The sequence below is a fragment of the Streptomyces sparsogenes subsp. cuspidosporus genome, assembly GCF_039532705.1.
GTDB classification, from domain to species: Bacteria; Actinomycetota; Actinomycetes; order Streptomycetales; family Streptomycetaceae; genus Streptomyces; species Streptomyces sparsogenes.
Genome location: NZ_BAAASD010000012.1, coordinates 40,779 through 60,648 on the forward strand (window position 1 = coordinate 40,779; position 19,870 = coordinate 60,648).

16 protein-coding genes and 1 pseudogene are annotated in these 19,870 nt (G+C 73.9%); 10 read left to right on the plus strand and 7 right to left on the minus strand.

Features of this window, described 5'->3' with window-relative positions; genetic code table 11:
- Positions 1-18: 18 nt before the first annotated feature.
- From ABFY07_RS16720 to ABFY07_RS16740, 5 genes are all read left to right on the plus strand, one after another.
- Positions 19-1,071: an ABC transporter substrate-binding protein gene (locus ABFY07_RS16720; protein ID WP_346175273.1), complete on the plus strand. Its 1,053-nt coding sequence runs from the start codon at positions 19-21 to the stop codon at positions 1,069-1,071.
- Positions 1,068-2,099: a FecCD family ABC transporter permease gene (locus tag ABFY07_RS16725; protein WP_470068013.1), complete on the plus strand. Its 1,032-nt coding sequence runs from the start codon at positions 1,068-1,070 to the stop codon at positions 2,097-2,099. Before ABFY07_RS16720 ends, ABFY07_RS16725 begins: the two co-directional genes overlap by 4 nt.
- A 3-nt stretch (positions 2,100-2,102) precedes the next feature.
- The gene (locus ABFY07_RS16730) at positions 2,103-2,882 is read left to right on the plus strand and encodes an ABC transporter ATP-binding protein (RefSeq protein ID WP_346175274.1); all 780 of its coding nucleotides are present in this window, start codon (positions 2,103-2,105) and stop codon (positions 2,880-2,882) included.
- Between the two features lie 147 nt (positions 2,883-3,029).
- A complete protein-coding gene (locus ABFY07_RS16735; RefSeq protein WP_065965986.1) occupies positions 3,030-3,611 on the plus strand; it encodes a histidine phosphatase family protein in 582 nt (193 codons plus the stop codon).
- Between the two features lie 157 nt (positions 3,612-3,768).
- On the plus strand, positions 3,769-5,898 hold the full coding sequence (locus tag ABFY07_RS16740) for an FUSC family protein (protein ID WP_346175275.1): 2,130 nt from the start codon (positions 3,769-3,771) through the stop codon (positions 5,896-5,898).
- Between the two features lie 50 nt (positions 5,899-5,948).
- Here the strand turns inward: ABFY07_RS16740 and ABFY07_RS16745 are convergent.
- Together ABFY07_RS16745 and ABFY07_RS16755 are read right to left on the minus strand one after the other, a co-directional pair.
- Positions 5,949-7,282 (minus strand): annotated as a pseudogene (locus ABFY07_RS16745) (pyridoxal-phosphate dependent enzyme).
- A gap of 285 nt (positions 7,283-7,567) precedes the next feature.
- Positions 7,568-9,787: an NADP-dependent isocitrate dehydrogenase gene (locus ABFY07_RS16755; protein ID WP_346175277.1), complete on the minus strand. Its 2,220-nt coding sequence runs from the start codon at positions 9,785-9,787 to the stop codon at positions 7,568-7,570.
- A 262-nt stretch (positions 9,788-10,049) separates the two neighbouring features.
- Here ABFY07_RS16755 and argC point away from each other — a divergent pair, with 262 nt between their 5' ends.
- The 5 genes from argC (at position 10,050) to ABFY07_RS16780 (ending at position 15,003) form a co-directional block, all read left to right on the plus strand.
- Positions 10,050-11,078 (plus strand): N-acetyl-gamma-glutamyl-phosphate reductase, encoded by a 1,029-nt coding sequence (gene argC / locus ABFY07_RS16760; RefSeq protein ID WP_065966015.1) that lies wholly within the window; start codon positions 10,050-10,052, stop codon positions 11,076-11,078.
- Positions 11,079-11,139: 61 nt separating this feature from the next.
- A complete protein-coding gene (argJ, locus tag ABFY07_RS16765; protein WP_346175278.1) occupies positions 11,140-12,294 on the plus strand; it encodes a bifunctional glutamate N-acetyltransferase/amino-acid acetyltransferase ArgJ in 1,155 nt (384 codons plus the stop codon).
- Complete coding sequence (gene argB, locus ABFY07_RS16770; protein ID WP_346175279.1) at positions 12,291-13,223, plus strand: acetylglutamate kinase; 933 nt, start codon at positions 12,291-12,293, stop codon at positions 13,221-13,223. The genes argJ and argB overlap by 4 nt, the downstream gene beginning before the upstream one ends.
- On the plus strand, positions 13,220-14,419 hold the full coding sequence (locus ABFY07_RS16775; protein WP_346175280.1) for an acetylornithine transaminase: 1,200 nt from the start codon (positions 13,220-13,222) through the stop codon (positions 14,417-14,419). The genes argB and ABFY07_RS16775 overlap by 4 nt, the downstream gene beginning before the upstream one ends.
- A 23-nt stretch (positions 14,420-14,442) precedes the next feature.
- Positions 14,443-15,003: an arginine repressor gene (locus tag ABFY07_RS16780; protein WP_065966022.1), complete on the plus strand. Its 561-nt coding sequence runs from the start codon at positions 14,443-14,445 to the stop codon at positions 15,001-15,003.
- Between the two features lie 97 nt (positions 15,004-15,100).
- Here the strand turns inward: ABFY07_RS16780 and ABFY07_RS16785 are convergent, their stop codons facing one another.
- The 5 genes from ABFY07_RS16785 to ABFY07_RS16805 form a co-directional block, all read right to left on the minus strand.
- Positions 15,101-16,096, minus strand: coding sequence for a bile acid:sodium symporter family protein (locus ABFY07_RS16785; protein ID WP_346175281.1), 996 nt, complete (start codon positions 16,094-16,096; stop codon positions 15,101-15,103).
- A 92-nt stretch (positions 16,097-16,188) separates the two neighbouring features.
- Positions 16,189-16,773 carry a pyridoxamine 5'-phosphate oxidase family protein gene (locus ABFY07_RS16790; RefSeq protein ID WP_346175282.1) on the minus strand — a complete coding sequence of 195 codons (585 nt, stop codon included), beginning with the start codon at positions 16,771-16,773 and terminating at the stop codon, positions 16,189-16,191.
- A gap of 261 nt (positions 16,774-17,034) precedes the next feature.
- Positions 17,035-17,772 carry an FAD:protein FMN transferase gene (locus ABFY07_RS16795; RefSeq protein WP_346175385.1) on the minus strand — a complete coding sequence of 246 codons (738 nt, stop codon included), beginning with the start codon at positions 17,770-17,772 and terminating at the stop codon, positions 17,035-17,037.
- 41 nt (positions 17,773-17,813) lie between these two features.
- The gene (locus ABFY07_RS16800; protein ID WP_346175283.1) at positions 17,814-18,302 is read right to left on the minus strand and encodes an FMN-binding protein; all 489 of its coding nucleotides are present in this window, start codon (positions 18,300-18,302) and stop codon (positions 17,814-17,816) included.
- Between the two features lie 46 nt (positions 18,303-18,348).
- The gene (locus ABFY07_RS16805; protein WP_346175386.1) at positions 18,349-19,677 is read right to left on the minus strand and encodes a ferredoxin reductase family protein; all 1,329 of its coding nucleotides are present in this window, start codon (positions 19,675-19,677) and stop codon (positions 18,349-18,351) included.
- Between the last annotated feature and the right edge of the window lie 193 nt (positions 19,678-19,870).

The window sequence follows — 19,870 nt, forward strand, 5'->3', positions numbered from 1 at the left end:
CCCTCCCGAAGGAACCGCATGCCCCGGACACGACCCGCCACCACCCGGCCCGCGGCCCTCGCCCTCGCCGGAGTCATCGGCCTGACCACCGTGGCCTGCGGCGCCCCGGCCGAGGGCGCACACGCCCCGGCGGCGGGCGGCGCCCGGGCCGGCTACCCGGTGACCCTGGAGAACTGCGGCCGGACCACCACCTACCGCGAGGCGCCCCGCCGGGTGGTCGTCATGAACGGAGCCTCGGTGGCCGAGGTGTCCTCCCTGCTCGCCCTCGGCCTCGGCGACCGCGTGGTGGCCAACGCCCAGTCGTACGGCAGATCCGAGGTCAAGGGCCGGGCGAAGGCCGTCGCGGCCCTGCCGGCCCGGGGCATCCAGCAGGGCGGCGCCGCCGACATCCCCCGCGAGACCATGCTGGGCCTGCGCCCCGACACCGTCCTGTCCACCACCAGTTACGGCTTCGCGGCGGACAACGGCTTCGCCACCCGCGACGACCTGGCCTCGATCGGCGCCAACACCTACATCTCGCCCGCGGGCTGCGACGACAACCCCTCCCGGATGCGGATCGAGGACAGCTACCGGCTGCTGACCGACCTGGGCCGGATCTTCCACGTGGGCGACCGGGCGCAGCGGCTGATCGCCGCCTCCCGGAAGAAGATCGACGCGGTCGCGGCCCGGGTGAAGGGCCGCGACCGGCCCCGGGTCATGGTGGTGTTCTCCAACATGTCGATGGGCAGCAACGACTTCAGCGCGATCGCGGCCAACGGCATCTGGAACGACATCCTGCGACGGGCCGGCGGCAGCAACGCCTTCTCCTCCGCCACCCGCAACACCTTCGCGGACCTCAGCAAGGAGAAGGTCGCGGCCGAATCCGTCGACGCCCTGGTGGTCATCAGTTACCAGGACCGCGACCCGGACGGGTACGCGCGCAAGCTGCTCAAGGAGTTCCCGCAGTGGCCGGCCGCCAGGAAACACCGGTACCTCGTCCTGTCCGACTCCATGTACCTGGGGCCCAGCAACGACATCGCCGTCGAGCGGATCGCCCGGATGCTCCACCCCGACGCCTTCCCGGCCCGATGACCCGCCACCCCCGCAAGGCCCCCGCCACCCTGGCCCTGCTCGCCCTGACGGCCCTGCTCGCCCTGGCCATGGTGGCCGCGATCAGCATCGGCGCGGTCAACGTACCCCTGGGCGACGTCTGGCGGATCGTCCTGCACCGGATGAGCGGCCGGGCGGCGGCCGGCGACCTCGCCCTCGACCAGATCGTCTGGAACTTCCGCACCCCCCGCGTCGTCCTGGCCGCCCTGGCGGGCACCGGCCTGGCCGTCTCCGGAGTGGTCCTCCAGGCCGTGGTCGCCAACCCGCTCGCCGACCCCTACGTCCTGGGCGTGTCCTCCGGCGCCTCGCTCGGCGCCGTCCTCGCCTTCACCCTCGCCGGGGGCGCCCTCGGCGGGCTCGGCGTGTCCTCGGCGGCCTTCCTCGGCGCCACCGCGGCGATGGGCCTGGTCTTCCTGCTCGGTCGGCGCGGCGGGCGGCTCGCCCCCACCCGGCTGGTGCTGGCCGGCGTCGCCGTCGGCTACCTCCTGCTCGCGGCCACCAGCTATCTGCAACTGCGGGCCACCCCCAGCGAACTGCGCGCCGTGATGTTCTGGACCCTGGGCAGCGTGGCCGGCGCCCGCTGGGACCAACTGCCCGTCGTCGCCACCGTCGTCCTCGCCACCACCGCCGCCCTGGCCCTGTTCGCCAGACGGCTCAACGCCCTGCTCGCCGGGGACGAGTCCGCCACCGCGCTCGGCGTCGACGTGCACCGGCTGCGGGCCGTCCTGCTGGTCCTCGCCTCCCTGCTGACCGGCACGGTCATCGCCGTCGCCGGAGGCATCGGCTTCGTCGGCCTGATGATCCCCCACCTCGTACGGCTCGCCTTCGGCGCCGACCACCGCAGACTGCTGCCGCTGGCCGCGGTGACCGGCGCCCTGTACCTGGTCCTGGTCGACCTCCTCTCCCGCACCCTCGCCCGCCCCAACGAGCTGCCGCTCGGCATCCTCACCGCGCTCTTCGGCGCGCCCTTCTTCCTGTGGCTGCTGCGCCGCAACACGAGCCTGGACTGATACATGAGACTCACCGTGGACCGGGTGCACCTCACCCTGGACCGGCACCCGATCCTGCGCGATGTGACCCTCGAGGCCCGCCCGGGCGACATCGTCGGCCTCGTGGGCCCCAACGGCAGCGGCAAGTCCACCCTGCTGCGCGCGGTCTACCGCTCGCTGCGCCCCGACCAGGGCGCGGTGTACGTCGGCGGGGACGACGTGTGGACCCTGCCCTCCCGCACCGCCGCCCGCCGCACCGGCGCCGTGCTCCAGGACACCGCCGGCGGCCCGGCCGGGCTGTCCGTCCGGGAGGTCGTGGCGCTGGGCCGCACCCCCCACCACGGCCTGCTCGGCCGCGACGGCCCCGAGGACCACCGGGCCGTGGACGAGGCACTCGACCGGTGCGGGGCACGGCCGCTGGCCGACCGCGACATCACCTCCCTGTCCGGCGGCGAACGCCAGCGCGTGCTGCTCGCCCGCGCCCTCGCCCAGCGCCCGGGGCTGCTGGTCCTCGACGAACTCACCAACCACCTGGACATCCGGGCCCGCTTCGAGCTCCTGGAGCTGATCCGCGCCACCGGCACGACCACGCTCGCCGTCCTCCACGACCTGGACCTCGCCGTACGCCTCTGCGACCACCTGGTGGTGCTCCACCGGGGCACGGTGGTCGCCACGGGCCCCGTACCGGACCCGCTCACCCCCGACCTCCTCCGCGAGGTCTTCGGCGTGGCCGCCACCGCCGACCGCCACGCCGACGGCGTCGTACGCATCACCTACGCCGCCCGGCCGCTCGCCACCCCCTGACTCCCCGCCGGCCCACGGCCGGCTCGCCCGCCGTCCGTCCCGGACGGCGGCAACGACACACACCCCACACATCGCGCCACAGTTCCCACACCGCCGAGCGGGCGCCCACGGCCGCCGGCCTCCGCCCGGGCGCCCTACCATGCCCGGATGAACTTCCGGCTCACGCTGATCGCCTCCGCCCGCAGTTCCTCCCGGCTCGCCGAACGCTTCGACGACGACCGGCCGCTCGACCCGGCGGGCTGGCGCGAGGTCGAGCGCGTGGCGCCCACCCTGCTTCCGCTGGCCGCCGCCGGGCTGCGCTACTGCTCGCCATCGGCCCGCAGCCGGGAGACCGGCGACATCCTCGGCTTCATGCCGCTCGCCCAAACCGCCCTGCGCGACTGCGACATGGGCCGCTGGCGCGGCCGTACCCGGGAAGAAGTCGAGACCCGCGAACCCGGAGCGGTCGACAGCTGGCTCGCCGACCCGGGCAGCGCGCCCCACGGCGGCGAGTCCCTGTCCGCGTTCATCAACCGCGTGGGCGACTGGCTGGACACCCGGCCCGCGGCGTCCGACACCCGGATGCTCGCCGTGGCCGACCCGGGCGTGATACGCGCGGCCGTCACCCACGCGATGAAGGCGCCCCCGCACTGCTACTGGAACGTCGACGTACTCCCGCTGTCCACCGTCACCCTGACCGGCGGGGCAGGGAAGTGGCGGCTGTGCGTGGACCGCGAGACGCAACTCTGACACCGCCGCGCCGCGGTCCGCCCCCGAGACCTCCCCGGCCCGGGCCACACACTGGAAACGTCGCGGTTACGGCATGTCGGCATTGGCCGCGTACGTTCGAGGTACACGTCCTCGACGAAGAGGGAACCCACCTGCCCGACCCGCCCGGAGGACCCCCTTGCGCGCACCGCACACCCGGCCCGCCCCACCCCGCTGGCTCACCCACCCGCTGCACGGAGCGCGCGGGCTGCGCGGGCCCGTGCCCTGGGCGGCGGTGGCCCGCGGGGCGCTCGGCGTCGGGCCGGTGCTGGCCGCCGGAGTGGCCGCGGGCCACACCTCCGCCGGGGTCACCGCGGGTCTCGGCGCGATGTTCGCGCACATCAACGACCGGCCCGCCACCCGCGCCACCCGCCTCGTACGCATCGGCCTCCCGGCCCTGGCCGGGGCCACGGGCCTGCTCACCGGCGCCTGGCTGGGCACCCTCGGACTCGGCACCTGGATCGCGCTCGCGCTCGCGGCGGTCGGCCTGGTGTCCGGCGCGATCAGCGCGATCGGGCCGGTGTGCTCCTCCGCCGGCGTCCAGCTGATGGTGGCGTGCGTGGTCGGCGCGGGCATGCCCGCCCCCGAACCCCCACCGGCCCGGGCCGGTCTGCTGCTCGCCGGCGCCACCTGGGTACTGGCCATGGCCTGGCTGCCGCCGCTTTTCAAGGGCTCGGTTCGCCTCCGGGGCGCCTCAGCACCTGCCGACGGTCGACCACGCGGCGGTAGCCGCATATCGATCACAGCCTCGGCCCTTCGTTCCTCAGGGCCTCCGCGCGCTCTCCCTTTCGACAGGCGCGCGCCCCTTCGGCTCACTCGCCGGGGCAGCCGGGAAGGCGCTCAGGCGGGCCCGCCCGACGAGCGGGAGGCCGTGGCCGCCGTCTATGACGCGCTCGCCGAGCTGATGGCGGCGGTCGGCACCGAGCGCGGCCAGGCGGCCCGGCGCCGGCTCACCGCCGCGTACGACGCCGCCTACGAAGCGCTCTACGCCCACCGGATCCCGCTGTACCGCCCCGACGCCGGGCAGCGCCGGCTGCGCGACCTGCTGGCGGTGGCCGGGGCGCTGAGCGAGACGGCGGTGACCCTGCTGTGGGAGGGCGAGCCCCTGCCCACCCGGGTCACCCGGACCCCCGCCCTGCTGGCCCGCGCGGTGCGCACCGGCCGCCCGCCCGGCCCCCTCCCCGCGCCCGCGCCGCACACCGCCGGCGGCCTCGCCGCACACCGCGCCGTGCTGCTCGCCGCCCGCGTCTTCGACGGCGAACCCGCCCCGGCGGTCGGCGCGGTGGGACCCGGACCCCGGCAGCGCCTGCGCCGGGTGCTCGGCCCGGCGGGCCGGGAGTACGCGGCGCGGGTCGCGCTGTGCGTGGGCGTCGCCACCGTGCTGGCCCGGTCGCTGCCGGGCGACCACTGGTACTGGCTGCCCGCCACCGCCGCCTTCCTGGTCAAGCCCGACATGGGCCCCCTGGTGTCGCGGGCCGTCTCCCGGGCCTTCGGCACCGCCGTGGGCGTGGCCGTCTTCGGCGCGTCGGCCGCGCTGCTCGGCGCGCTCCCGGGCGCGGACGAGGTGTGGCCGGTGGCCGTGGCCGCCGTGTGCTCCGCGCTGATCCCGGTGTCCGTACGCCACTTCGCGCTCCAGACGGCGGTCCTCACACCCCTGCTGCTGTCCCTGGTGTACCTCGGCGGCGACCGCGGCGCGGAGTTGGCGCGGCTGGTGGACACCCTGCTGGCCTGCGTGGTGGTGCTGGCGGCCGGCGCGCTGCCGGGCCTCGGCGGCCCGCGCGCCCAGGTGTCCGTCCGGCTGTCGCTCGCGGTCCGCGCCACCCGCGACCACCTGGGCCGGGTGCTGGCCGCCGACGCGCCCTACGCGGTACGGCTGCGGCTGCGCCGCGAGGCGTACCGCGCGCTGGCCGACGCCCGCCGCGCCGTGGAGGTGGCGAGCGCCGAACACCCGCCGTTCGGCCGCGACCTGGCGGCATGGGCCCCGGTGGTCGCGGCGCTCGAGGAGATCGTGGACGCCGCCACGGCGTGCGGCGTCCGGCTGGACCACGGCGCCCCGCCCCCCGACGCGGCCCTCGCGGACCGCCTCCGGGCCGGCCTGTCGGACCTGGCCGACGCCGTCGCCACCCGCCGCCCGCCCGCCGACCTGCCGCTCCCCACCGTGGCGCCGGCCGCCCTCGCCAAGCCACACCTGGGCGGGGCCCCCTGCGCGACCCTCGCCGACGTCACCGCCGGACTGCACCGCGCCCGGCACCTCGCCGGGTCGCGCTAGCACGGCGCACGGCGGCCCGCCCACCGCCTCCCTCTGCCTTACGACCCGCTCTACGCCCCGCTCCACGACCCGCCCGTGGCCGGCCCGGAACCGGCCGCCGGCCATTCCCCCGTGTCGGCGAACCGCTCGACGGCGCCCGCGTACGGCGCGGGGCCCAGCCCCCGCGCGCGGACCCACTCCGGGTCGAGATGGGTGTTCCGGTGGGGCTCGGCGTGATCGCCGACGAGGGTGACCACGCTGCCCCGCGCCCCCGCTTCGCGCATCCGGGCCACGAGGTGGCACACGCCCCGCAGGCCGGTGCCGGCCGCCGGGCCGGCGGGGACGCGGGCGGTGTCGTGGAGCCGGCGCAGGGCCGCGATGGACGCGGCGTCCGGCACCGGGGTGACCAGGTCGATCACGGTCGGCAGGAAGCCGGGCTCGGTGCGGGGGCGGCCGATGCCGGGGATCCTGGAGGGCATGCCGGTGGCGTAGTCGGGGCAGCCGCTCGCCCAGGCGGGGAAGTAGGCGGAGTTCTCCGGGTCCACCACGGCAAGCCGGGTCGGATGGCCGTGGTGGCGCAGATGGCGCCCGATCGAGGCGGAGGTGGCGCCGGTCCCGGCGCCGGTGACGATCCACGCCGGCACCGGGTGCGGCTCCTCGCGCAACTGCTCGAAGATCTCGTCGGCGACCGTCGGCTCGCCGCATCCGGCCAGGGCCCGCTCGGCGTCGGTGAAGTGGTCCAGGAAGTGTCCGCCGAGCCGCTCGGCCAGGGCCCGGGCCTCCTGCTGCACCCCGGCCGGCGGCCCTTCGGCCGGCTGCCACCGACCGCCCTCCCGCTCGACGCGCGCCAGAGTGTCGGCGGGGGTCCTGGCCGGTACGACGGCGATGAACGACAGGCCCAGCAGGCGCGCGAATCGAGCCCCCGCGACGGCGACCACCGTGGTGTCGGCCGTGATCCGGCCGGTCGCGACCGCCTGGCAGAACATGGCCCGCACCAGGCGGTGTTTCAGGCTGCCGGTGGGGGCGCGGACTCGTCCTTCAGATAGACCTCGATGCCCTCGAGCGCGGGCAGGGGAAGCGGACGAAGGGGCGTCGGCCCGACGGCCAGCCGTTCCGGATCGACGTCGGGGGCGCCCGCGTCGGCCCATGCCTCACGGGCGGTGACGAGCGCGATCTGCTGGCAGCGGTCCATGCGCCGGGCCCGCACCCGGTCCAGGACCTCGGTCGGCTCGACGGCCAGCGTGCCCGCGATCCGCACCGGCGACCCGGCCGCCCACTCCTCCTCGATCCTGCCGATCCCGGACCGCCCGGCCAGCAGCCCGGCCCAGGTCGAGGCCATGTCCCCGCCGAGTGGCGTGGTGGCCCCGAGACCGGTCACCACCACCTGATCGGTGTCAGCGCTCATCGACAACAACCCCCGTGTAGTTGACACACAGCTCCCGCGTGGTACGCCGCGGGAGGAGATCGACTTGTCGGCCACTCTGTCAGGGGGATTCGGCCCGAACGGATGTTGTGATCCCAGCAGCCCCGCGCCGTGGTTCTGTGGGGACCGGCTATTGGCGCGGTGGCGCGCCGATCGGGGGATTCGTCAGGAGTGCGAAAAGAAACCGCCCCGGCCGGACGGGTGTCCAGCCGGGGCGGAAGGAGCCGCGGGGCTGCGTGGGGGCGGCGCGGGCGGGCGCCGCCCGGGTCAGCCGAGGGTGGCGAGGGCCTCGTTGAAGGTCGCCGAGGGACGCATCACGGCGGCGGCCTTGGCCGGGTCGGGCTGGTAGTAGCCGCCGATGTCGGCCGGCTCGCCCTGGACCGCGATCAGCTCGTCGACGATCGTCTGCTCCTGCGCGGTGAGCTTCTCCGCGAGCGGGCCGAAGGCCTTGGCCAGGTCCGCGTCGTCGGTCTGCTTGGCCAGCTCCTGCGCCCAGTACAGCGCCAGGTAGAAGTGGCTGCCGCGGTTGTCGATGCCACCGAGCCGGCGGCTGGGCGACTTGTCCTCGTTGAGGAAGGTGGCGGTGGCCCGGTCGAGGGTGTCGGCGAGCACCTGGGCCCGCGCGTTGCCGGTGGTCGCGGCGTACTGCTCGAAGGCCGGCACCAGCGCGAAGAACTCGCCGAGCGAGTCCCAGCGCAGGTAGTTCTCCTTGACCAGCTGCTGGACGTGCTTCGGCGCGGAGCCGCCGGCGCCGGTCTCGAAGAGGCCGCCGCCCGCCATCAGCGGGACGACCGAGAGCATCTTGGCGCTGGTGCCCAGCTCCAGGATCGGGAACAGGTCGGTCAGGTAGTCGCGCAGCACGTTGCCGGTGACCGAGATGGTGTTCTCGCCGCGGCGGATCCGCTCCAGGGAGAACTTGATCGCGTCGACCGGGGCCATGATCTCGATCCGCAGGCCCTCGGTGTCGTGCTCGGGCAGGTACGCCTTGACCTTCTCGATCAGCTGGGCGTCGTGGGCGCGGTTCTCGTCGAGCCAGAAGACGGCCGGGTCGCCGGTGGCGCGGGCGCGGGTGACGGCGAGCTTGACCCAGTCGCGGATCGGCAGGTCCTTGGTCTGGCACATGCGGAAGATGTCACCGGCGCCGACGACCTGCTCCAGGACCACGTTGCCGGCCTCGTCGAGGACGCGGACGGTGCCCGTGGTGGGGATCTCGAAGGTCTTGTCGTGGCTGCCGTACTCCTCGGCCTTCTGCGCCATCAGGCCGACGTTCGGGACCGAGCCCATGGTGGCGGGGTCGAAGGCGCCGTTGGCCCGGCAGTCGTCGATGACGGCCTGGTAGATGCCGGCGTAGCTGCTGTCGGGCAGGACGGCGAGGGTGTCGTGCTCCTGGCCGTCGGGGCCCCACATGTGGCCGGAGGTGCGGATCATGGCCGGCATGGAGGCGTCGACGATGACGTCGGAGGGGACGTGCAGGTTGGTGATGCCGCGGTCGGAGTCGACCATGGCCAGGCGGGGGCCCTCGGCCAGCTCGGCCTCGAAGGACTCCTTGATCTTCGCGCCCTCCGGCAGCGACTCGACACCCTTGAGGATGCCGCCGAGCCCGTCGTTGGGGGTCAGGCCGGCCGCGGCGAACACCTCGCCGTACTCGGCGAAGGTCTTCGGGAAGAAGGCCCGCACAGCGTGGCCGAAGACGATCGGGTCGGAGACCTTCATCATCGTGGCCTTCAGGTGCAGCGAGAACAGCACGTCCTCGGCCTTGGCGCGGGCCACCTGAGCGGTGAGGAACTCGCGCAGCGCGGCCACCCGCATCACCGACGCGTCCACGACCTCGCCGGCCTGCACGGGCACGGACTCACGCAGCACGGTGGTGGAGCCGTCGTCGCCCGCCAGCTCGATGCGCAGCGAGCCGGCCTCGGCGATGACCGCGGACTTCTCGGTGGAGCGGAAGTCGTCGACGCCCATGGTGGCGACGTTCGTCTTGGACTCGGGGGTCCAGGCGCCCATGCGGTGCGGGTGGGTCTTGGCGTAGTTCTTGACCGAGGCGGGGGCGCGGCGGTCGGAGTTGCCCTCGCGCAGCACCGGGTTGACCGCGGAGCCCTTGATCTTGTCGTAGCGGGCGCGGATCTCGCGCTCCTCGTCGGTCTTGGGGTCGTCCGGGTAGTCCGGCAGCGTGTAGCCCTGCTCCTTCAGCTCGGCGATCGCGGCCTTGAGCTGCGGGATCGAGGCCGAGATGTTCGGCAGCTTGATGATGTTGGCCTCGGGGGTCTTGGCCAGCTCACCGAGCTCGGCGAGGGCGTCGGGGATCCGCAGGCCCTCCTCCAGGTACTCGGGGAAGACGGCGATGATGCGCCCGGCCAGCGAGATGTCACGGGTCTCCACGCTGACACCGGCCGTCGACGCGTACGCCTGGACCACCGGCAAGAACGAATACGTCGCCAGGGCCGGGGCCTCGTCGGTGTGCGTGTAGATGATGGTCGAGTCAGTCACCGGGTGCTCCGCTCCACGTCTGCAACATTGCTCGACATCAAGATATCTCGTCCTCGACCCCCTCACGAAAGGGCCTGCCGCCCTCTGTGGGCGTAAGACGCGTCACTGCGCGATGGCTCCCGCGTATGTCCCCTGATGTGGCTTCGGTGTGACTTTGGCGGTGTTGCTTTCGGCGGTGTTGCTTTCAAGTCCACCCCCCGTCCCGGCATTGCATAAAGCTTCCAGCGACCGTATAGTCATGCCATCGAGAGGGAGGCAGTCGATGGCGGTACGTGTGGCGGTGGCCGGAGCGAGCGGATACGCGGGCGGCGAGGTGCTGCGCCTGCTGCTCGCCCACCCGCGGGCGGAGATCGGCGCCCTGACCGGCAACTCCAACGCGGGCGGGCGCCTCGGCGCCCTGCAGCCCCACCTCCTGCCGCTGGCCGACCGGGTGCTCGAGCCCACCGGCCCCGAGGCTCTGGCCGGGCACGACGTGGTGTTCCTCGCGCTGCCCCACGGCCAGTCCGCCGCCGTCGCCGAGCAGCTCGGGGACGAGGTCCTGATCATCGACTGCGGCGCCGACTTCCGGCTCGAGGACGCGGGCGAGTGGGAGCGGTTCTACGGCTCCCCGCACGCCGGCACCTGGCCCTACGGCCTCCCCGAGCTGCCCGGGGCCCGCGCCGCGCTGGAGGGGTCCAAGCGCGTCGCGGTCCCCGGCTGCTACCCGACCGCCGTCTCGCTCGCGCTGTTCCCGGCGTACGCGGCGGGGCTCGTCGAACCCGAGGCCGTGATCGTCGCCGCCTCCGGCACCTCCGGCGCGGGCAAGGCGCCCAAGCCGCATCTGCTGGGCAGCGAGGTGATGGGCGCCATGAGCCCGTACGGCGTCGGCGGCGGCCACCGGCACACCCCCGAGATGATCCAGAACCTGTCTGCGGTGGCGGGGGAGCCGGTCTCGGTCTCCTTCACCCCCACCCTCGCCCCCATGCCCCGCGGCATCCTCGCCACCTGCAGCGCCAAGGCCCGTCCCGGAGTGACCGCCGAGGCCGTCCGCGCCGCGTACGAGAAGGCACTCCAGGACGAGCCGTTCGTCCACCTGCTCCCCGAGGGGCAGTGGCCGTCCACCGCCGCCGTGTACGGATCGAACGCGGCGCTGATCCAGGTCGCCCACGACCCGGCGGCGGGCCGCGTCATCGCCATCAGCGCCATCGACAACCTCACCAAGGGCACCGCCGGCGGCGCGGTCCAGAGCATGAACGTCGCGCTCGGCCTCCCGGAGGGGCTGGGGCTGCCCACCACCGGGATCGCGCCGTGAGCGCCGTACGCGCGGCACACCAGATGAAGTTTCCCCATGGCGGGGCTACCAAGGAGACACAGTGAGCGTTACGGCAGCCAAGGGCTTCACCGCCTCCGGCGTCGCGGCGGGCATCAAGGAGAACGGCAACCCCGACCTCGCCCTCGTCGTCAACAACGGACCGCGGCTGGCCGCGGCCGGGGTCTTCACCTCCAACCGCGTCAAGGCCGCCCCCGTCCTGTGGTCCGAGCAGGTCCTCAAGGGCGGCACGGTGAGCGCGGTCGTCCTCAACTCCGGCGGCGCCAACGCCTGCACCGGCCCGCTCGGCTTCCAGGACACCCACGCCACGGCCGAGAAGGTCGCGGAGGTCCTCGGGCACAGCGCCGGCGAGGTCGCCGTCGCCTCCACCGGGCTCATCGGCGTCCGGCTGCCGATGGACAAGCTGCTCCCGGGGGTGGAGAAGGCGGCGGCCGAGCTGACCCCGCACGGCGGCGACAAGGCCGCCATCGCCATCAAGACCACCGACACCGTGCACAAGACCGCCGTGGCCCAGGGCGCGGGCGGCTGGGTGGTCGGCGGCATGGCCAAGGGCGCGGGCATGCTGGCCCCCGGCCTCGCCACCATGCTCGTCGTGCTCACCACCGACGCCGACGTCGAGGCCCAGGACCTCGACACCGCGCTGCGCGCCGCCACCCGAACCACCTTCGACCGGGTCGACTCCGACGGCTGCATGTCGACCAATGACACCGTGCTGCTGCTGGCCTCCGGCGCGTCCGGCGTGACACCGCCCGCCGAGGAGTTCGCCGAGGCGGTCCGCGAGGTCTGCGCCGATCTGGCCCGCCAGCTGATCGGCGACGCGGAGGGCGCCTCGAAGGACATCCGCATCGAGGTGGTGGGCGCGGCCACCGAGGACGACGCCGTCGAGGTGGGCCGCTCGATCGCCCGCAACAACCTCCTCAAGTGCGCCATCCACGGCGAGGACCCCAACTGGGGCCGGGTGCTCTCCGCGATCGGCACCACCTCCGCCGCCTTCCAGCCCGAGCAGCTCAACGTCGCCATCAACGGCGTGTGGGTCTGCAAGAACGGTTCCGTCGGCGAGGACCGGGAGCTGGTCGACATGCGCTACCGGGAGGTCCGCATCACCGCCGACCTGGCCGCCGGCGGCGAATCCGCCGTCATCTGGACCAATGACCTGACCGCCGACTACGTCCACGAGAACAGCGCCTACTCGTCATGAGCCAGCCGACCGCCCGTAAACACACCGCCCTGCCCAAGGCGCGCATCCTCATCGAGGCGCTGCCCTGGCTGACCCGCCACCACGGCAAGACCGTCGTGATCAAGTTCGGCGGCAACGCCATGGTGGACGAGGAGCTGAAGGCCGCCTTCGCCCAGGACGTCGTCTTCCTGCGCCACGCGGGCCTGCGCCCCGTCGTGGTGCACGGCGGCGGCCCGCAGATCAGCGCGCAGCTCGACCGGCACGGCCTGGTCAGCGAGTTCAAGGCGGGGCTGAGGGTCACCACCGACGAGGCCATGGACGTCGTACGGATGGTGCTGGCCGGACAGGTCCAGCGCGAGCTGGTGGGGCTGCTCAACCGCCACGGGCCGCTGGCCGTCGGCATGACCGGCGAGGACGCCCACCTGATGTCCGCCACCAAGCACTTCGCCGAGATCGACGGCGAGCAGGTGGACATCGGCCGGGTCGGGCAGATCACCGAGATCGACACCGGCGCGGTCCAGGCCCTGCTGGACGACGGCCGCATCCCGGTCGTGTCCTCCATCGCCCGCAGCGCCGACGACGGACACGTCTACAACGTGAATGCCGACACCGCCGCCGCGGCGCTCGCCGCCGCGCTCGGCGCCGAGACGCTGATGGTGCTCACCGACGTGGAGGGCCTGTACGCGGACTGGCCCAACAGCGACGAGGTGATCAGCAAGCTCACCGCGAGCGAGCTGGAGAAGCTGCTGCCGGAGCTGGCCAGCGGCATGGTGCCCAAGATGGAGGGGTGCCTGTACGCCGTGCGCAACGGCGTCAACACCGCGCGCGTCATCGACGGGCGGGTCCAGCACTCCATCCTGCTGGAGATCTTCACCGACGAGGGCATCGGCACGATGGTCCTGCCGGACGCGGTCAACGAGAACGACGAGGACGAGGGGGCGGACCGGTGAGCAACGAGGAGCTGACCCGGCGCTGGCAGGGCGCGCTCATGGACAACTACGGCACCCCCCGCGTGCCGCTCACCCATGGAGAGGGCGCCACGGTCTGGGACGCGGACGGCAAGGAGTACCTGGACTTCGTCGGCGGCATCGCCGTCAACGCCCTCGGCCACGCCCACCCCGCCGTCGTCCGGGCCGTGTCCGACCAGATCGCCACCCTCGGCCACGTCTCGAACCTGTTCATCGCCGAGCCCCCGGTGGCGCTGGCCGAGCGGCTGCTGCGGCTCTTCGACCGCCCCGGGCGGGTGTACTTCTCCAACTCCGGCGCCGAGGCCGTCGAGGCCGCCTTCAAGATCGGGCGGCGCACCGGCCGCACCCACATGGTGGCCACCACCGGCGGCTTCCACGGGCGCACCATGGGCGCCCTGGCGCTGACCGGCCAGCCCGCCAAGCAGGAGCCGTTCCTGCCGCTGCCCGGCGAGGTCACCCATGTCCCGTACGGGGACGTGGAGGCGCTGCGCGCGGCCGTCACCACGGACACCGCGCTGTTCATCGTGGAGCCGATCCAGGGCGAGAACGGCGTCGTGGTGCCCCCGGCGGGCTATCTGGCGGCGGCCCGCGAGATCACCCGGGCCACCGGCGCCCTGCTGGTCGTCGACGAGATCCAGACGGGAATCGGCCGCACCGGCCACTGGTCCGAGTGCCAGGCGCAGGGCGTCGAGCCCGATGTGATCACCCTCGCCAAGGGGCTCGGCGGCGGCCTGCCCATCGGCGCCACCGTGGCCTTCGGCCCCGCCGCCGAGCTGCTGACCCCAGGTCAGCACGGTTCGACCTTCGGCGGAAACCCGGTGGCGTGCGCCGCCGCGGTGGCGGTGCTCGACACCCTCGCCGCCGACGGTGTCCTCGACCGGGTCAAGGCGACCGGGGAGCGGCTGCGTGACGGGATCGAATCGCTCGGCCACGCGTTGATCGGCCATGTCCGCGGCTCCGGCCTGCTGCTGGGTATCGTGCTGACCGAGCCCCTCGCGCCCCAGGTGCAGCAGGCGGCTCAGGACGCGGGACTCCTGGTCAACGCGGTCGCGCCGGACGTGGTCCGGCTCGCCCCGCCGCTCGTCCTCGGCGACGAGGGGGTGGACGCGTTCCTCGGGGCGTTCCCCGCCGCCCTGGACGCCGCCCTGGACGCCGCCCAGGGGGGACACGGACACTGACGGATCCGGAGACTGACGAGACGATGACCGAGGCGCAGCACACCGAGGCACAGGGCAACGGCACCCCCCACAGCGGTGGCCCGGCCGTGCCGCAGACCCGCACCGCCCGGCACCGCCGGATCGTGGACATCCTGAACCGGCAGCCGGTCCGCTCCCAGAGCCAGCTCGCGAAGCTCCTCGCCGACGACGGCCTGTCCGTCACCCAGGCGACGCTCTCCCGCGACCTGGACGAACTCGGCGCGGTGAAGATCCGCAACACCGGGGGAGAGCTGATCTACGCGGTGCCCGCGGAGGGCGGCGACCGCACCCCCCGCGCCCCGCTCGGCGAGTCGGCCAGCGAGGCCCGGATGGCGCGGCTGGCGGGTGAGCTGCTGATCTCGGCGGAGGCATCCGCCAACCTCGTGGTGCTGCGCACTCCGCCCGGCGCCGCCCAGTTCCTGGCCTCGGCCATCGACTCGGCGGAGCTCCACGCGATCCTCGGCAGCATCGCGGGCGACGACACGGTGCTGCTGATCAGCCGCGAGTCGACCGGTGGCCAGGCGCTCGCCGACCACCTGCTGCGACTGGCGCAGAAGGAGGGTTAGGCCCGCGGGACCCTCGCGGACATGCGGGAGCCGACGGCGGGACGCCGTCGGCTCTCACACGTCCGCGTCTCTCTGTTACCGCGTGCGGCTTCCCCGCTCAGCCCCGCTTCCGGCGCGAGCGGTGGGACATCCAGGCGGCGACCAGCGCGCCCGAGATGTTGTGCCAGACGGAGAACACGGCGGCAGGGAGCGCCGCCAGTGGGCTGAAGTGCGCGGACGCCAGGGACGCCGCGAGACCCGAGTTCTGCATGCCGACCTCGAAGGCCATGGCCCGCCCGGCGGGCTCGCCGAGGCGGGCGGCCCGGCCCGCCGCGTAACCGAGCGCGAGCCCGAGTCCGTTGTGCAGCACGACGGCCAGCAGCACCAGTGCGGCCGCCGACTTGATGGCGTCCGCGCTCGCCGCCACCACCACGGCCACGATCACGGCGATCGTGGCGGCCGACAGCCAGGGGAGCGCCCCCAGCACCCGCTTGATGTGACGCCCCGCCAGCAGCCGTACGGCCAGGCCCCCGACGACCGGCAGCAGCACCGTCTTGAGAATGTCGGTGACCATCGACTCGGCGTCCACCGGCAGGTACTCACCGGCCAGCAGCAGCGTCAGCGGCGGGGTGACCACCGGGGCGAGCACCGTGGAGACGGTCGCCACCGAGACGGACAGCGCCACGTCGCCGCGCGCCAGATAGGTCACCACATTGGAGGCCGTACCGCTCGGGGCGCAGCCGACGAGGATCACACCGGCCGCCAACTGCGGGGACAGGCCGAGGGCATGGGCGATGAGCCAGCCGAGCCCCGGCATGATGACGTAGTGCGCCACCAGGCCGAGCGCGACCGCCCACGGCCGCTTGAGGACGCCGGAGAAGTCCTGCGGGGTCATGGTCAACCCCATGCAGAACATGATCACGCCAAGCAGGTAGGGCACGTTGGGCGCCCATCCGCTGAAGGTGCCGGGTACGGCGAGGCCCGCCGCGCCCGCGGCCAGGACCAGGACGGGGAAGACGGTGACGGCCCGTCTGGCCGCCCGGTCGGCGGTGGCGGACTCCGGTGTCGGCGGCGCCGCGGCGTCCGCCCTGGGGCTCGAATGTTCGGATCGCACCGCGTGATGGAACGCCGTCGGCGGGGCGCCGCGCAACACCGTCTCGTTATCTGGTCGCTACACCGATACTCGCTCAGGCACGGGTACGTCGCTCAGGCACGGGGCGGCAGCGGGAGCGGCAGGCCCGGCAGCCCGTCGATGCTCGTCGCCACGTGCTCCTTCTTCTCGAAGTACGCGCTCAGCGTGTCATCGTCCTCGCGCCGGAAGCGGTCGCCGTGCAGCGTGCGGTCCTCCCGGTAGTCCATGAAGGGGACCGCGAAGCCGCAGGTGTCCCGGATCAGGTCGGCCGTCACCACGATGATCGCCCGCAGCCCGTGGGCGTCCACGTCGATGTCCGGGAAGTGCTCCAGCAGGCCCGCGAAGCGCGGGTCGTCACGGAAGACCGGCTCGCCGCGGCCGTGGACGCGCACGATGTTCGGCGGGCCGGTGAAGGCGCACCACATCAAGGTGATGCGGCCGTTCTCCCGCAGGTGCGCGATGGTCTCCGCGTTGCTCCCCGCGAAGTCCAGATAGGCCACCGTCAGCTCGTCGAGGACGGCGAAGGAGCCGGTCAGCCCCTTCGGCGAGAGGTTCACCGTGCCGTCCCCGGCGAGCGGGGCGGTGGCGGTGAAAAAGATCTTCTGCTGTTCGATGAAGGCGCGCAGCCTGCCGTCTATGCGTTCGTAGACCTTTCCCATGAGGCGCATTATCCGGGCGGCGAGCCGGCGCGGCCGGTCTTTTCATGGAGGCATGCCGAAGCACGGAGGCAGCCTGCGCGACCTGGCGGCCGCCGGGCCGCTGACCCTGCTCACGGCTCACAGCGCCCAAGGACCCGGGGCTCACAGCGCCCAAGGACCCGGGGCTCACAGCGCCCAAGGACCCGGGGCTCACAGCGCCCAAGGACCCGGGACTCACAGCGCCCAAGGACCCGGCGCGACTCGGGCTCCGGGCGCGGCGCGTCAGACGCACATCGCCGCGTCGTACCGCGTGAAGCCGCTCGTCCGCCATGTGGTGCCGTCGGCCGTCACGGCGAACGCCGCCGCGTCCGGCAGCCGCTGAAGCCAGCGCCGGGCCCGCTCGGCGCCCATCGCACAGGCCGCGGTGGCCCAGGCGTCCGCGTCGGCCAGGCCGCGGCACACCACGGTGACCGAGGCGAGCTGGTCCGCGGGGGGCGCGCCGGTGTACGGGTCCAGGATGTGGCAGCCGCGCTCGGCCGGGCCCGAGGTCGCCACCGCCAATTCGCCGCGCGCCTCCACCACGGCGGCCAGTTCTCCGGGGCGCAGGGGGTTGGCGATGCCCACCCGCCACGGCCCCCCGTGGGTCTGGACGTCCCCGCCGCCGTTGACGCACACCGACCCGGCGCCGGCCGACACCAGCATCCGGGCGGCGCGCTCCACCGCCCAGCCCTTGACCAGGCCGGTGGGATCCACCTCTCCGGCGTAGCGGGCGCTGAACCAGCCACCGCTCGTCCGCTCGGCCTCGTCGCACAGCCGCAGCACGTCCCGCACATCGGCGTCGCACCGCGACAGCTCCAGTTCGCCGCGGCGCAGCCGGCTGAGCTGGCTGTCCGCCCGCCAGGGGGAGAAGACCTCGTCGACCCGGTGCAGCCAGGCCGCCGCCCCGTCCAGCGCGGCCCGCACCCGGGGCCGGCCGGCGTCGGGCACCTCGCGGACGTCCAGGGAGAAGACCGTGCCCATGGCCTCCTCGACGTGCAGCATGCGCCGCGGCTCGCCGTCCCTCACAGCCCGGCCTTGTCCAGCGCGCTCTGCAGCGACTTCCGGTAGCCCTCGCTGGTGTACGTGGCGCCGGAGACGGTGTCGATCCTCGCGCTCTGGGCGGTCAGCGCCGCCTGGTTCAGCTTGGGGACCGAGCTCGCGGCGATCTGTTCGCTCCGCGGGCCGGAGTCGGGGGTCTTGACGGCCGTGGCGGCGGTGATCCTCCCACCGCTGACGGTCACGCTCACCTGGACCGGGCCGTACTGGGTCCGGGCCGCGTCGCCGGTGACCGTACGCCCGCCGCCTCCGCCGCCTCCGCCGTCACCGCCCCTGCCGCCCGCGGCGGGCGGCGCCGCCGGCGCGGTGGCGGACGCCTGCCCGGCGGGGCTGCCCGGGCCGGCCGCGGCGACCGGCTCCGAGCCGGGCTGCTTCAGGGCGAGCAGCAGCACGACCCCGGAGACGGTGGCCGCGGTGCCCAGGACGATCCGGCGCAGCGGATGTTTCCTCTTCATGACTCCGCCTCCCTCGCGTTTCGACTGCACTACACGGTTCGCAGGACTACATCTCGAAGGACTCGTGGTGGATGCGGCGATCGGGCACCCCGGCCTCGCGCAGCGCCGCGTACGCGTGCTCGGCCAGGCCCGGAGGCCCGCACAGAAAGACGTCGTGGCGGTCGATGTCGGGCAGCACGGTGCGCAGCCGCTCGGCGGTGATCTCCGGGCGCGCGCCGTCCGGCCCGTTCACGGCGTACAGCAGCCGGGCCCCGCGCTCCTCGGCGATCCGCTGGAGCTCGTCCCACAGCGCCAGGTCCTCCATGCTGCGGGCCCGGTAGAGGAGCGTGATGTCGCTGCCACGGCCGGGCAGCGTCTCGAACAGCGCCCGCAGCGGGGTGATCCCCGCCCCGCCCGCGATCAGCAGCACCTTGCTGCGGCTGCGCCGGCCGGGGGTCATCGACCCGTACGGCCCCTCGGCCCACACCCGGGTCCCCGGCTCCAGCGCGGCGAGCGCCGAGCTGTGCCCGCCCACCGCCTTGACCGTGATCCGCAGCCGCTCGGGCTGCGGGGGAGCGGACAGCGAGTACGGATGCGAGCCCCACCGCAGGCCCGGCGCCAGGAACCGCCAGCGGAAGAACTGCCCCGGCTCCGCGCCCAGCCGGTCCAGATCCCGCCCGCCGATCACCACCGAGACCATGCCGGGCGCCTCGGGCACGACCGCCAGCACCCGCATCCGGTGCCGCAGGTTAAGCCCCACCGGGACCAGCACCCGGAACCACACCAATGCGGCGGTGACGGTGCCGTACAGCGCGTACCAGGCGGTGCGCGCCGTCTCGTCGGCGACGAACTCGGCGCCGGCGGCCAGCTGGTGCCAGAAGGCCAGGTACACGCCCGCGTAGGTCATCAGGTGCAGGTAGTACCAGGCCTCGTACGGCATCCGGCGGCGCACCGCCCCCGCGGAGACCAGGCCGACCAGGAGCAGCAGCGCGGTGCCGATCACCGCCCCGATCATGTCGGGGTACCCGGTCACCACGGTCACGGTCTGGTCGACGACGCCGGTCCGCGCCTGGGTGGCGTACCCCCAGATGATCAGCACGATATGGGCGAGGACGAGGCACAGCGTGTACCGGCCGCTCATGGCGTGCCACCGCGCGACCCGGTCCGACCCCACGCGCCGCTCCAGCGCCGGAACGCGCGCCATCAGCAGCACCACCAGCGCGATGGAGTACCCGCTGAGCAGCCCGGTCAGCCGCCCTCCGCCGACCAGCCAGGCGGCCTCGCCGACCACGTTCGGGGTGTTCCGCCACCACAGCGCCACCACGGCCGCGGCCCCCGCCCAGCTCAGCAGGGAAAGCGGCACGGCGGGAGAGCGGCGGGGACGGATGCGCCGCATCACCTCCCGCCGCTCGGTCCGGCTGTTCGTCACCGTCGTCAACGGCCTGTCCCCTTTCCGCACGCGTCCGCGCGTCACCGGACGGCTCCGGTGCCGGGGAGTACGGTTCGGGGGCGCCCGTGTCTCAACGGCGCCGAGATTTCCCGAAACCCCAGCCACCGCCCGCCATGCGCTCGTGACACTTTGACGAAAC

Excerpts from the sequence above, each read along its gene's own strand:
- ABFY07_RS16805 (WP_346175386.1), bottom strand. The coding sequence starts at position 19,677 with ATGCGGCGCATCCGTCCCCGCCGCTCTCCCGCCGTGCCGCTTTCCCTG.
- ABFY07_RS16790 (WP_346175282.1), bottom strand. The coding sequence starts at position 16,773 with ATGGGAAAGGTCTACGAACGCATAGACGGCAGGCTGCGCGCCTTCATC.
- ABFY07_RS16720 (WP_346175273.1), top strand. The coding sequence starts at position 19 with ATGCCCCGGACACGACCCGCCACCACCCGGCCCGCGGCCCTCGCCCTC.
- argB (WP_346175279.1), top strand. The coding sequence starts at position 12,291 with ATGAGCCAGCCGACCGCCCGTAAACACACCGCCCTGCCCAAGGCGCGC.
- ABFY07_RS16795 (WP_346175385.1), bottom strand. The coding sequence starts at position 17,772 with ATGGGCACGGTCTTCTCCCTGGACGTCCGCGAGGTGCCCGACGCCGGC.
- ABFY07_RS16780 (WP_065966022.1), top strand. The coding sequence starts at position 14,443 with ATGACCGAGGCGCAGCACACCGAGGCACAGGGCAACGGCACCCCCCAC.
- ABFY07_RS16800 (WP_346175283.1), bottom strand. The coding sequence starts at position 18,302 with ATGAAGAGGAAACATCCGCTGCGCCGGATCGTCCTGGGCACCGCGGCC.
- ABFY07_RS16730 (WP_346175274.1), top strand. The coding sequence starts at position 2,103 with ATGAGACTCACCGTGGACCGGGTGCACCTCACCCTGGACCGGCACCCG.
- ABFY07_RS16725 (WP_470068013.1), top strand. The coding sequence starts at position 1,068 with ATGACCCGCCACCCCCGCAAGGCCCCCGCCACCCTGGCCCTGCTCGCC.
- ABFY07_RS16735 (WP_065965986.1), top strand. The coding sequence starts at position 3,030 with ATGAACTTCCGGCTCACGCTGATCGCCTCCGCCCGCAGTTCCTCCCGG.
- argC (WP_065966015.1), top strand. The coding sequence starts at position 10,050 with ATGGCGGTACGTGTGGCGGTGGCCGGAGCGAGCGGATACGCGGGCGGC.